We start from the raw sequence: 11,534 nt of genomic DNA, 5'->3' as shown, positions 1-11,534 counted from the left end.
GCAGCGCGAACCGTTGGGTAGCTTAAGAGCAGGCCTGCGAGGAGGGTGTCTTGTCCCAAGCAGCAGAGGTTCTCGAGCTTGACGAGATCGGCGACGGTTCTCCAGCCATGAGCACCGACTCGGTCAAGACCTATCTGAAGGAGATCGGCCGGGTGCCGCTGCTCTCGGCCGAGCAGGAGATCGATCTGGCCAAGCGCATCGAGGCCGGGCTGTTCGCGGCCGAGCGCCTGGAGACCGAGCCCGGCCTGCCCCGTGAGCTGTATGACGATCTCGCGTGGATCGCCGAGGAGGGGACACGGGCCAAGCAGCGCATGCTGGAGGCCAACCTGCGGCTGGTGGTCTCGATCGCCAAGCGCTACACCGGCCGCGGCATGCTCTTCCTCGATCTGATCCAGGAAGGCAACCTGGGCCTCATTCGCACCATCGAGAAGTTCGACTACCGTCTCGGCTTCAAGTTCTCCACCTACGCCACCTGGTGGATCAAGCAGGCAATCACCAGGGCCATGGCCGACCAGGCGCGCACCATCCGCATCCCGGTCCACATGGTGGAGCTGATCAACAAGGTCGCCAGGGTGCAGCGCCGCCTGCAGTCCGAGCTCGGCCGCGAGCCCACGCCCGAGGAGATCGCCACCGAGGCCGACCTGCCGCCCGAACGGGTCGCCGAGGTGCAGGCCTACGGCCGCGAGCCGATCTCCCTGCACACCCCGCTCGGCGAGCAGGGCGACAGCGAGTTCGGCGACCTCATCGAGGACACCGAGGCGGTCTCCCCGGCGGAGGCGGTCTCCTTCACCCTGCTGCAGCAGCAGTTGCGCTCGCTGCTCGACGAGCTCACCGAGCGCGAGGCGGGCGTGATCTCCATGAGGTACGGCCTCAGGGACGGCAAGCCGATGACGCTCGACGAGATCGGCCGCGTCTACGGCGTGACCCGCGAGCGGATCCGGCAGATCGAGGCCAAGACCATGTCCAAGCTGCGTCACCCGTCGCGGGCGATGGCCCTGCGCGACTATCTCGGCTGACGCGGAACGAATCTTTCCGCATGGTTCTCTAGCGTGGGTGCCGACTCACCGAGGAGGACGATGTGATCAAGTTGTCATGGCCTGAGGTCAGCGCGAGGCGGCTGGCGAGGCAGGGGCTGGCCGCCCCGGCCGGCGGCACTCCGGCCGACATGGCGAGCGCCATGTGCGGGGCGCACGCCCAGGTCATGTCGGCGGCCGAGCTGTCGATCGGATCACGCCTCGCCGGCGTCACCCGGACCGGCGTGCGCGAGGCGCTGTGGGGCGAACGCAGTCTGGTCAAGACCCACGGCCCGCGCGGCACCGTGCATGTGCTGGCCGCCCGTGACCTGGCGATGTGGGTCGGCGCGATGTCGCGGCTGCCGGTCGGGCGCAGCGCCTTCCCCGACGACGTCAGGCTGACGCCCGCGCAGGCCGACGAGGTGATCGAGGCGATTCGCGCCGTGCTCGACGGCGACGCGCTGACCATCGAGGAGCTGGGCGACGCGGTCGTCGGCGTCACGGGCTCATGGGCCGGGGATCTGGTCATGCCCGCCTTCCAGACCATGTGGCCGCGCTGGCGGCAGGCGATGGCCACCGCCGCTCACCGGGGCGCGTTCGTCTTCGGGCCCGCCCGTGGGCGCAAGGTCACCTACACCAGCCCGCCGGACGGGTTCCAGCCGGTCGACGGGCGGGCCGAGCTGGTCAGGCGCTATCTGACGGCCTACGGTCCCGCCACGCCCGGGCAGTTCGCCCAGTGGCTGGGGGCGCCGAAGGCTTGGGCGGCGCGGCTGTTCGAGTCGGCGGACCTGGAGGAGGTGCTGTTCGAGGGCGAGCCCGCCTGGGTCGTGGCCGGTGACACCGGCGTACCCGGCGACCCGCCGCGTGGCGTGCGGTTGCTGCCGTACTTCGACGCCTATGTCGTGGCGGGCAGGCCGCGTGAGCTGCTCTACCCGGGCCAGGCGGCGGCGCGGGCGCTGGCGGGCGGCCAGGCGGGCAACTTCCCGGTGCTGCTGGTCGACGGCACGGTGGCGGGCGTCTGGCACCAGCGCCGCTCCGGCCGGAAGATCCGCGTCACCGTCGAGCCGCTGCGCACGCTCACCTCGGCCCGGCTGCGCGAGCTCGACGAGCAGGTGGCCCGGGTCGGCGAGATCCTGGAAGGCGAGCCGGAGCTGACCGTCGGCCCCGTCACCGTGGGCGCCCATGCCTGACGGGGCCGGCCCGCCGAGATCACTGGACGGGCACTCCCAGCTCGCGGAAGGTGGCGATCTTGACCTTCAGCGTGGTGGCGTCGGCGGGCAGCGCGAACAGGCCCCAGAACTCCCGCGTCTGGCCCGGCCCGAACTTCTTGGTGGCCAGGCGCACACCGGACAGGTCGGTGCAGGCGCAGTAGGAGTCGGTGCGCCCGTCATCGGCGGGCGCCTGAAGCCGGCCGGGCAGGTAGGCGCGAGGGTGCGTCAGTCGAGCCAGCGGTCCACCTCGGCCCGCAGCCGCTCCTTGATCGCCTCGTCGGCGAACGACGCGTCGATCGAGGCCCGGGCGAACCCGGCCAGCTCCGCGTCGCCGTAGCCGAACACCTCGCGCAACCGGGTGTATTCGCCGGCCAGCGCCGTCTCCCCGTCGGTGTTGACCGTCACGACCAGCCCGGCCGCGTGCAGGAGGGGCAGCGGATGCTCGCGCAGCGAGGGGACGAACCCAAGCAGGACATTGGAAGTCGGGCAGACCTCCAGCGGGATCCGGCGCTCCCGCACCTCCTCCACCAGCGTGTCGTCGTCGAGGACGCGGATGCCGTGGCCGAGCCGCTCGGCGTGGCCGAGCGTGAGCGCCTCGCGGATGCTGGCCGCCCCCGCCGCCTCGCCGGCGTGGTGCACCAGGTGCAGGCCGGTGTCCCGGGCCTGGTCGAGCACCTCGGCGAACGGCGCCATCGGGTGGCTCTCGTCGCCGGCCAGGCCGATGCCGACCACCGCGTCGTAGCGGGTCGCCAGCTTCAGCGTGCGCCAGAGCCGCTCGGTGGACCGCCGTCGCGAGTGGTCGAGCAGCACCCGGCACTCGATCCCGTACTTCGCCCCCTCGGCCAGGCCGTCGAGGACCGCCTCCAGCGGCATCTCCAGCGCCCCGAGCCGCTCGCCGTGGGAGGCCGCGGTGAACGTCACCTCCGCGTAGCGGGTGCCCTGCGCGGCCTCGTCCTCGCAGAACTCCAGCGCGATCCGCCTGAAGTGCTCCGCCGTGCGCAGCCGTTCGCGCACCCGGGCCCGCTGGTCGGCGAACTCGCGGAAGCTCGCGAACGGCCCCTGCGGCTCGGCCGGCCCGCCCAGCTCGCGCACGGTCTCGGGCCGTACGGTCGCCTCCAGGTGGACGTGCAGATGTGCCTTGGGCAGCTGAGCGATGTCTCTCACGTACTCAAACCTAGAGAGCCCGGAGCGGCGCGCGCACCCCGGTTTCGGCCGGGAGGGGCGCGTGGCCGGAAAGAGACGACAAAATGGCAGGCCCGGGACGTCGAGAAAGCGGCGACGGCACCGACCTCCCCGTGTGCGGCCCCAAGGAACAGACCGGCAAAAGGAGATCTGATGAAGTACATGCTGCTGATCTACAGCAACCCCGCCTCCCAGGAGGCCGTCGCGGCCAACGTCGACGCGGTGATGGCCGAGGTCGACGCGCTGATGAAGGAGCTGAACGAGTCGGGCGAGTGGGCCGGCGGGCAGGCGCTGGCCGATCCGGCGAGCTCCAGGACGGTGCGCGTGCACGACGGCGTCCCCGCCGTCACCGACGGGCCGTTCCTGGAGGCGAAGGAGCACCTGGCCGGCTACCTGATCGTCGACTGCGACAGCGTCGAGCGGGCGACCGAGATCGCGGCGCGCTGGCCGGACGCGCGGCTGTGCGCGATGGAGGTGCGGCCGATCATCACCGACGCCGGGTGAACACCATCGAGCCACTGCTGCGCGAGCTGGCGCCTCAGGTGCTCGGCGTCCTCGTCCGCCGCTTCGGCCAGTTCGACGCGTGCGAGGACGCCGTGCAGGAGGCGCTGCTCGACGCGGCCGTGCAATGGCCCGAGCAAGGCCTGCCCGACAGCCCGCGGGCCTGGCTGATCACGGTCGCCGGGCGCAGGATGACCGACCTGGTGCGCAGCGAGCACGCCCGCCGGCGCAGGGAGGAGACGGCGGCGGCCCGCGCGCCCGCCGACGAGTCGGTGCTGCCCGCGCCCGGCGACGAGCGGGCCTCCGACCAGGACGACACGCTGACCCTGCTGTTCCTGTGCTGCCATCCGGCGCTGTCGCGGGCCTCGCAGCTGGCGCTCACCCTGCGGGCCGTCGGCGGACTGACGACGGCGCAGATCGCCAGCGCGTTCCTGGTGCCGGAGGCGACGATGGCGCAGCGCATCAGCCGGGCCAAGCAGCGCGTCAGGGCGACCGGCGTGCCGTTCCGGCTGCCGCCCGAGCCCGAGCGGGCCGACCGGCTGCGGGTCGTGCTGCACGTGCTGTATCTGATCTTCAACGAGGGCTACACCGCCACGAGCGGCCCCGAGTTGCACCGCACCGAGCTGACCCGCGAGGCGATCCGGCTGGCCCGGGCCCTGCGGCGGCTGCTGCCGGCGGACGGAGAGGTGGCCGGGCTGCTGGCGCTCATGCTGCTCACCGACGCGCGCCGCCCCGCCCGCACCGGTCCCGGCGGGCGGCTGATCCCGCTCGCCGAGCAGGACCGGGCGCTGTGGGACCGGCGGGCCATCGCCGAGGGCGTGGCGCTCGTCACCGAGGCGCTGTCCACCTCGCCCGTAGGGCCGTACCAGTTGCAGGCGGCGATCGCGGCCGTGCACGACGAGGCGGCGAAGGCCGAGGACACCGACTGGCGGCAGATCGTCGCCCTGTACGGCGTGCTGACCGGGCTGGACGACAACCCGGTCGTCAGGCTCAACCACGCGGTCGCCGTCGCCATGGTGCGCGGGCCCCGGGCCGGGCTGGACCTGCTCGACGCCCTGGCCGGCGACGCGCGGATCTCCGGGCACCACCGGCTGGCGTCGGTCCGCGCCCACCTGCTGGAGATGGCCGGCGACGTGGACGCGGCCGTGGCCGGCTACCGCGAGGCCGCCCGGCTCACCACCAGCCTGCCCGAGCAGCGCTACCTGGAGGGCCGGGCCGCCCGCCTGTCGTGACGGCCCCCGATCACCTCGCCACTCGCTCTCTGCTCAGGGCAGGCGCAGTCCTGCGATGACGAGTCCGACCAGGCGGCGCGCGTCGTAGCGGGGATCGTGGCCGGCGCCGATGCAGAGGTTTCCGACGCCGCGCATGAGCTCGTAGGCCTTTAGGTCGGAGCGGATCTCGCCGGAACCGGCCGCCGCGTCGAGCAACTGGGCGCACACGGGAACGAGCCGGTCGAGAAAGCAGGCGTGCAACGTCTCGAAGCCGGCGTTGTCGGACTGCAGCACGGCGGCGAGTCCGTGCTTGGTGGCCAGGAAGTCGAATCAGCCTTGGCGATCACGGACGTGATCATGAGTGCGCCCACTCCGGTCATCTCGGCGAAGCCGGTCGTGCTGCCGGCCCCCGGCCGCGGTGAGGATCTGCGGGTACGAGTGTCCGCGCCCACCCGTGGACGCGAGTTGCCGATCATCGTTTTCTCGCATGGCTTCGGCTGGTCGATGGACGGCTGCGGCCCGTTGGCCGACTTCTGGGCCGCCCACGGCTTCGCGTTGATCCAACCCGCTCATCTCGACTCGAGGACGCTGAACCTTCCTCCTGACGACCCTCGTACCCCCTGCTCTGGCGTTTCCGGGTCGAGGACCTGAAGCGCGTCCTCGACCGGCTCGATCTCGTCGAAGCCTCCGTTCCCTGCCTCGGCGGGCGCCTCGATCGGAGCCGCATCGCCGCAGCCGGACGCCCAGACGGTGAGCATGCTGCTGGGCGCGCGGGTCCTCGATCCCGACGGCGGAACGGGAGAGGACCTGTCCGACCCTCGGATCAAGGCAGGCGTGCTGCTCGCCCCGCCCGGCCTGGATGGTGCCGACCTGACTCGGTTCGCGGCGGCCGAGCACTTCCCCTTCTTGACATCCTCCCGGCTCTGAAGGGCCGGGATTCCAACCGTCGCCGGTTGGGCTTCCTGCTTCACTGCCGGTCGCCCGCCCGAGAGAGGACTCTCGTTGAGGTCTTACACCGGCTCCACAGGCGTTTCGCCTCTCCGCAAGCCCTGCGGCGAGGGTGTTTCCGATCGTTCATCCGGTGGCTTGGTCATCGCCACCGTCGAACACACTACCGAACCGTGCGGTGTCGTGCGGCGTTTTGACGGCGGTCCGCCTGGCGGCGAATCGCCTGCCCCTGCCCTGCTCCGCAGGGGTCCGATTCCTCCCCCGCCCGAAGGCGGGGGTCTCCTCGGAGGTCCCGATGAATCCGAGCTTCGCCACCATGACGACGCTGGCCCTCGTGGTCGCGGGGGACCGGGATCAGTCCCCCCTGTCCGTCAGGGGCCCGGACTGGTTCACCGACCCGTACGTCTTGAGTCCGGGCGGCAAGAGCCTGCTCACGCTGTTCGGCGCCGAACACTCGCTCGGCGGAATCCCCGGCCACGCCGTCACGGAAACGACGGACGAGAACCCCGAACGAGTCGCCCTGATCCAGCGGCTCACCTCGGCTTACCTGCGCACCGCGCTCGATCCCGGGGACTCCGGCTGGCCGGCGGCGCGCACGGCCTTGACGGAGAGCGCCGATCCACTGGGTCGCATCGAATCCAAGTGAGGCTTCACCAAGCGCTGATCGGCGGCGCGCCCTGGCCGGCGCGCCGCCGGTCGCCGAAGGGGCCGACGACTCCATGTCCGCGAAGGGAAGCCCGAACTTCCCTGTGCTTCCCTCGATACGCCATACTAGGGAAGGTTATGGAGCAATACACCGTGGATCAGGCGGCCGAGCGGCTGGGCCTGCACGTCAAGACCGTCCGCGCGTACGTACGCGACGGGCGGCTCAAGGCGGTCAAGGTCGGCAGGCGCTACCGGATCGCCCGCCGCGACCTGGAGGCGTTCGCCGGGCTCCCGCAGTCGCCGGAGCCGAGCCGCCGCGCGGAGGCGTCCTCCATCGTGCAGATCGACGGGATCGGCCGGGCCGAGATGGACCGGCTGAGCACCATGGTCATCGGCTCCGTCGCGAGTCGCCCGCACGGGGTGAACGTCCAGATCGTGTACGACGAGGACCGCGCCCATTTGAAGATCATCATCCTGGGAGATCTGGAGCCGAGCGCCCAGTTGCTCAGGATCATCGACGCGTTGACGAGGGAGTAGCCGTGAACCCACCGCCCGAGGACCCGCCCGCCGCGCTCACGTATGGACAGGTCCTCCTCTGCGAGCCGGAGGGGACACCCCTGCGCGAGGAGAGGGACGCCCTCGACCTCATCGGCGATGCCGGCTACCAGGGTGCCCGCTGGGTCGCCATCCCGGCCGGGCGGCTGCACGACGACTTCTACCGGCTGCGCACCCGTGTGGCCGGCGACCTCGTGCAGAAGTTCGCCAACTACCGGATCGGCGTGGCCATCGTGGGCGACATATCCCGCCACACCGCCGCCAGCACCGCCCTCCAGGACTGGGTGCGCGAGTCCAACCGGGGCGCCCAGATCTGGTTCGTCGACGACCTGGACGAGCTGGGCCGTCGGCTGGAGGAGCGCTCACCCGGCCGGTGAGACCGTGGGGAAGGCGTGCCGGCGCGTGGCCACGACGACGAGAGCGGCGGCGGCCAGGGGGAGCGCGGTCCACGGCAGGGCCCCCGCGCCGGCCGTCTCCAGCACGATGCCGCCGGTCAGGGAGCCGGCCGCGATGCCGGCGTTGTAGACGGTGGTCTGCAGCGAGGTGGCCACGTCCGCGTTGGCCGGACCGGAGGCGCCGATCAGGGCCGACTGCAGCAGGGTCGGCACCCCGCCGAAGGCGGCTCCCCACAGGGCCGCCGCCACGAGCAGCACCGCGGCGGAGCGCCCGGCCAGGCCCAGGGCGAGCATCGCGGCCGCGACCAGGACGAGTGCGGCCAGCAGCGTCGCCCGTGGCCGCCGGTCCACCAGGACGCCGGTGACCCAGACGCCGGCCACCGTGGCGACGCCGAACACGAGCAGCACCACGCTCGTCCGCGCGACGCCGCCCGCGAGCGGCGCGAGGTAGGTGTAGACCGCCTGGTGGGCGAGCAGCACGACCAGGGTGACGGCCAGGACGGTCCGGATGCCGGGCAGCGTGGTCACGCGGCGCAGCGGCAGCCGCTCGGCGGCGGGCTCGCCGGGAAAGTCGGGCACCTTCCAGCACACCCAGGCCACCAGGACGAGCGCCCCGGCGGCCAGAACGGCGAACGCGGCCCGCCAGCCGGCGGCGGTGGCCAGCGCGGTGCCGGCCGGGATGCCCAGGCAGAGCGCGACCGTGATGCCGGCCGAGACGATGGCGATGGCCCGGCCGCGCCGCTCCGGAGCGACCATGCGCGCCGCGTAGCCGACGAGCATCGCCCACAGCGTGCCGCCCATGACGCCGGCCAGCAGCCGGGCCCCGAACGTCAGCGGGTAGGACGACGACAGGGCGGTGACGGCGTTCAGCAGCGCGAAGCCGGTCAGTACGCCGACCAGCACCGGGCGGCGGCGCAGGCCGCGCAGCGCCGCGGTGACCGGGATCGCGGCCAGGAACGAGGCGACGGCGTAGCCGGTCACCAGGAACCCGACGGCGCCCTGCGGCACGCTCAGGGCCTGGCTCATCTGGGGCAGCAGTCCGGCCGGGAGCAACTCGGTCATCACCGCGGTGAACGCGGCGGCGAACAGGGCCAGCAGCCCGCCCAGCGGCAGCTTGGCGGTCTCGGCGGCGGGGGCGGGCGGGGTGGAGGTGACAGGCATGCGACCATGGTCAAACCTTCACATCGATGTGAAGGCAAATCCTCCGGACGGAGTGTTCATGCGCATCGGCGAGCTCTCCCGGCGCACCGGTGTGCCGGCCAGGATGCTGCGCTACTACGAGGAGCAGGACCTGCTGCACCCCGAGCGGGCCGCCAACGGCTACCGCCTGTACGACGCCGCCGCGGTCTACCGGGTCCAGCAGATCCGCGGGCTGCTCGACTCCGGCCTCACCACGGAGATCATCCGCAGGATCCTGCCCTACCTCGACCGTCCCGGCGAGATCCACCCGGGCTGTCTGAGCGACGAGGTCGCCGCGCTGCTGAAGGAGGAGGCCGATCGGATCCAGCAACGCGTCGAGTGCCTGAGCCGCAACCGCGACGCCATCTTCGCCTACCTCGCCGCCGTCCAACGGGACGGCGACCCGGCGCCGCCCCCGCCCGGTGGCCCTGTCGTAGAGGAGCCGCCACAGCAGTCGTTCCCGCAGGGCGTGCACAGGGTCGGTGAACGGCGTCTCCAACCGGGTGCGCGGGATGGCGCCGTCACCGCGGACCACGACGGGCACGGGCGTCCTCCTGGGAGGTGATGTGACTGGCCGAGTCGTCGTGGCGGCGGGGCGGGACCGCGCTCAGCGCACCAGCCCCGGCACCACGTTCAGGCCGTCCTTGCGCACTGCGAACAGTTCCCTGCTCTTGCCCGTCCGCACATCCACTGCGTAGACCACCGGCCCAGTCCCGCCCGGAGACTCGGGGACGGCCAGCACGGTTACCTCTGTGGCGTTCAACCAGCTCCCGAGCCTCGAAGGATGGAGCCCTTCCGGCAGCCCGGAGATCGAAGTACGGTTCTCCCGATCGGCCCGCATCGCACTGAAGGTCACGAGAGACCCGTCCCGCTGCACCATCGGTTGCCGATTCCGGTCGACGGTCTGTCCCAGCCGGGCGAGCGTCTGCCCGTCAGGTGCGAGGCTGCTGTAGTAGTACGTGAAGTCCCGGATGGTGATCGGGTTATGGCCGAGCACCCACACCTGGCTGGTCATGTCGTAGGGCTTGGCCAGCACGACGGGTCCCGAACCGTCCGAAACGCTCACCGGCCACCATCCCCGCTTGAGGTTGGTCACCGTCCCGCGCTCCACGTCCACCAGCTTGTTCGGCTCCCGCCGGTCGCCCAACCCCGAGACGACGAACCGCAGCCCGTTAGGCGACAGCCGCAGCGCGTACTCAACCGCGAAGTCTTTCGCGGGCTGCTTCAGCGGCGCCTGCCACGTCTTGCCGCTCGCCAGATCGCGTACGACGATGCCGCGATGCTTCGAGCTGTAGTACGCGATCCTGCGGCCGTCTGCCGTGACCTCCAGCGGCCCGGTCGCTTCCTTGCCCAGCTGGTAGGTGTCGCCCTGGCGCGTCACGATCTGCCAAGGACTGCCGGTGCACGAGCTACCGACGCAGCCCGGTCGGAAGGCCTGCTCCACCGGCCCGACTCCCTTCGCGGGCAACGGGAGGGCCTTGGTCTCCGGCGGTACGAGCACGATCGGGGGCGTAGGCCGTACCTGCAGCAGCATGGCTCCGCCGCCGAGCGCGACCAGGCAGGTAACGGCGGCGGCTACCACGGCCCGCCGGGCGGCGCGCCTCCTGCGCGCGCCCCGCACCGCCTGTGCCGCCAGATCGACGGTGGGCGCCTGCTCGGCCAGCGCGTGCAGGTCCTCGCGCAACGTGCGATTCATCGGTACACCTCCTTCGGGGCGAGCGCGCGCAGCTTGGACAGCGCGTAGCTGGTCTGGCTCTTGACGGTGCCAATCGAGACGCCCATGAGCTGCGCGGTCTCGTGCTCTGAGCGGTCCTCGTAGAAGCGCAGCACGATCACGGCCCGCTGCTTCGGCGTGAGCTGCGCCAGAGCGGTGCGCAGGACGAGACGGCGCACGGTCGCCTCGTCGTGTGGCTGCCCCGGCTCGGCCGGCTCCGGCAGCTCGGCCCCCGGTAACTCGACCTGCTTGCGCCTGCGCCACGAGATGGTCTGATTCACCAGAGCCTTACGAGCGTAGGCCTCGGGGTTGCCGCCCTTGGCGAGCTTCGTCCAGTGCGAAGCGACACGGGTGAGGACCGTCTGCAACAGGTCCTCAGCGAGATGGGGGTTCCCGGTGAGCAGATACGCCGTCCGCATCAGCGACTGCTGACGTGTGCGTACGAACTCATGGAACCCCTCGTAACGGTCCATGTATCGAATTAACTCCGGCGAGGGGCTCCAGGTTGGAATGCCCAACGTAGTCCCCAGCAGACAAGGGTTCGGGCTCCCGCCAAGATCGCTGAGAGGGAATAGAGACACCCTTACCAAGGGCAGAGAAAGAGGAACGAGACCAAGGGGGCACCGCACGTTTGACGAGTGGACCGCCTCGCCCTGGCCAGAATGAGCACACCGGGCCGGATCGGAAATTTCTTCATTGCTACCGGGACCCTGAAGTGACCAAGGTCCCGGCGCGCCGGGGTCCTGTGGCCCTGATCATGGGGTGCGCGAAACGATGTACTTGGGGTGCGAGCAGAACGACCCCCAAGGAGAGGAAGCAGTCATGGCCACCATGGTCCACACCCCCGCCACGGAGACCGGTGCCATCGCCATCCGCCGCCCCGTCGACTACGTCTGGGCCATCGCCCGGATCTCGCTCGGCTGGGTCTTCCTGTGGGCGTTCCTGGACAAGACCTTCGGCTGGGGCTTCGCCACTCCGGC

13 protein-coding genes and 3 pseudogenes are annotated in these 11,534 nt (G+C 71.3%); 10 read left to right on the top strand and 6 right to left on the bottom strand.

Annotated features, from left to right (window positions below):
- Positions 1–110: 110 nt before the first annotated feature.
- Positions 111–1,016 (top strand): annotated as a pseudogene (locus AB0I38_RS38420) (RNA polymerase sigma factor); the annotation flags it as partial.
- 62 nt (positions 1,017–1,078) lie between these two features.
- Positions 1,079–2,203 carry a winged helix DNA-binding domain-containing protein gene (locus AB0I38_RS38415; protein WP_358494510.1) on the top strand — a complete coding sequence of 375 codons (1,125 nt, stop codon included), beginning with the start codon at positions 1,079–1,081 and terminating at the stop codon, positions 2,201–2,203.
- A gap of 19 nt (positions 2,204–2,222) precedes the next feature.
- Here the strand turns inward: AB0I38_RS38415 and AB0I38_RS38410 are convergent, their stop codons facing one another.
- Both AB0I38_RS38410 and add read right to left on the bottom strand, forming a co-directional pair.
- Complete coding sequence (locus tag AB0I38_RS38410) at positions 2,223–2,357, bottom strand: hypothetical protein (RefSeq protein WP_358494505.1); 135 nt, start codon at positions 2,355–2,357, stop codon at positions 2,223–2,225.
- Positions 2,358–2,449: 92 nt separating this feature from the next.
- Positions 2,450–3,388, bottom strand: a complete 939-nt coding sequence (add, locus tag AB0I38_RS38405) for an adenosine deaminase (protein WP_358494502.1) — start codon at positions 3,386–3,388, stop codon at positions 2,450–2,452.
- A 171-nt stretch (positions 3,389–3,559) separates the two neighbouring features.
- On the opposite strand from add, the gene AB0I38_RS38400 reads away from it, so the two are divergent.
- Positions 3,560–3,910, top strand: coding sequence for a YciI family protein (locus tag AB0I38_RS38400; protein WP_358494497.1), 351 nt, complete (start codon positions 3,560–3,562; stop codon positions 3,908–3,910).
- Positions 3,907–5,139, top strand: coding sequence for an RNA polymerase sigma factor (locus tag AB0I38_RS38395; protein ID WP_358494494.1), 1,233 nt, complete (start codon positions 3,907–3,909; stop codon positions 5,137–5,139). Before AB0I38_RS38400 ends, AB0I38_RS38395 begins: the two co-directional genes overlap by 4 nt.
- A 33-nt stretch (positions 5,140–5,172) precedes the next feature.
- Here the strand turns inward: AB0I38_RS38395 and AB0I38_RS38390 are convergent.
- A pseudogene (locus tag AB0I38_RS38390) lies at positions 5,173–5,445 on the bottom strand (TetR family transcriptional regulator); the annotation flags it as partial.
- A 9-nt stretch (positions 5,446–5,454) separates the two neighbouring features.
- Here AB0I38_RS38390 and AB0I38_RS40480 point away from each other — a divergent pair.
- The 5 genes from AB0I38_RS40480 (at position 5,455) to AB0I38_RS38370 (ending at position 7,643) form a co-directional block, all read left to right on the top strand.
- A complete protein-coding gene (locus tag AB0I38_RS40480) occupies positions 5,455–5,769 on the top strand; it encodes a hypothetical protein (RefSeq protein WP_436838826.1) in 315 nt (104 codons plus the stop codon).
- 99 nt (positions 5,770–5,868) lie between these two features.
- Complete coding sequence (locus AB0I38_RS40475) at positions 5,869–6,045, top strand: hypothetical protein (protein WP_436838825.1); 177 nt, start codon at positions 5,869–5,871, stop codon at positions 6,043–6,045.
- Positions 6,046–6,382: 337 nt separating this feature from the next.
- Complete coding sequence (locus AB0I38_RS38380; RefSeq protein ID WP_436838824.1) at positions 6,383–6,712, top strand: hypothetical protein; 330 nt, start codon at positions 6,383–6,385, stop codon at positions 6,710–6,712.
- A gap of 137 nt (positions 6,713–6,849) precedes the next feature.
- A complete protein-coding gene (locus tag AB0I38_RS38375; RefSeq protein WP_358494490.1) occupies positions 6,850–7,248 on the top strand; it encodes a helix-turn-helix domain-containing protein in 399 nt (132 codons plus the stop codon).
- Between the two features lie 2 nt (positions 7,249–7,250).
- Positions 7,251–7,643: a DUF4180 domain-containing protein gene (locus AB0I38_RS38370; RefSeq protein WP_358494485.1), complete on the top strand. Its 393-nt coding sequence runs from the start codon at positions 7,251–7,253 to the stop codon at positions 7,641–7,643.
- On the opposite strand, the gene AB0I38_RS38365 is transcribed toward AB0I38_RS38370, so the two are convergent.
- On the bottom strand, positions 7,629–8,822 hold the full coding sequence (locus tag AB0I38_RS38365) for an MFS transporter (protein WP_358494480.1): 1,194 nt from the start codon (positions 8,820–8,822) through the stop codon (positions 7,629–7,631). The two genes, AB0I38_RS38370 and AB0I38_RS38365, sit on opposite strands and share 15 nt — an antisense overlap.
- Positions 8,823–8,880: 58 nt before the next feature.
- On the opposite strand from AB0I38_RS38365, the pseudogene AB0I38_RS40470 reads away from it, so the two are divergent.
- Positions 8,881–9,061, top strand: a pseudogene (locus tag AB0I38_RS40470) (MerR family transcriptional regulator); the annotation flags it as partial.
- A 386-nt stretch (positions 9,062–9,447) separates the two neighbouring features.
- On the opposite strand, the gene AB0I38_RS38355 reads toward AB0I38_RS40470, so the two are convergent.
- Both AB0I38_RS38355 and AB0I38_RS38350 read right to left on the bottom strand, forming a co-directional pair.
- Positions 9,448–10,536: a hypothetical protein gene (locus AB0I38_RS38355; RefSeq protein ID WP_358494470.1), complete on the bottom strand. Its 1,089-nt coding sequence runs from the start codon at positions 10,534–10,536 to the stop codon at positions 9,448–9,450.
- Positions 10,533–11,027, bottom strand: a complete 495-nt coding sequence (locus tag AB0I38_RS38350) for a SigE family RNA polymerase sigma factor (protein ID WP_358494465.1) — start codon at positions 11,025–11,027, stop codon at positions 10,533–10,535. Before AB0I38_RS38350 ends, AB0I38_RS38355 begins: the two co-directional genes overlap by 4 nt.
- Positions 11,028–11,534 lie beyond the last annotated feature (507 nt).

The sequence above is a fragment of the Nonomuraea cavernae genome, assembly GCF_040655715.1.
Taxonomy (GTDB): domain Bacteria; phylum Actinomycetota; class Actinomycetes; order Streptosporangiales; family Streptosporangiaceae; genus Nonomuraea; species Nonomuraea cavernae_A.
Note: the sequence above shows the minus strand (reverse complement) of the source record. Positions and strands in the feature narration are given on the sequence as shown.

Bases quoted from the DNA above. Each gene is read 5' to 3' on its own strand.
- AB0I38_RS38400 (WP_358494497.1), top strand. From the start codon at position 3,560: ATGAAGTACATGCTGCTGATCTACAGCAACCCCGCCTCCCAGGAGGCC.
- AB0I38_RS38355 (WP_358494470.1), bottom strand. From the start codon at position 10,536: ATGAATCGCACGTTGCGCGAGGACCTGCACGCGCTGGCCGAGCAGGCG.
- AB0I38_RS38350 (WP_358494465.1), bottom strand. From the start codon at position 11,027: ATGGACCGTTACGAGGGGTTCCATGAGTTCGTACGCACACGTCAGCAG.
- AB0I38_RS38375 (WP_358494490.1), top strand. From the start codon at position 6,850: ATGGAGCAATACACCGTGGATCAGGCGGCCGAGCGGCTGGGCCTGCAC.
- AB0I38_RS38380 (WP_436838824.1), top strand. From the start codon at position 6,383: ATGACGACGCTGGCCCTCGTGGTCGCGGGGGACCGGGATCAGTCCCCC.
- AB0I38_RS38365 (WP_358494480.1), bottom strand. From the start codon at position 8,822: ATGCCTGTCACCTCCACCCCGCCCGCCCCCGCCGCCGAGACCGCCAAG.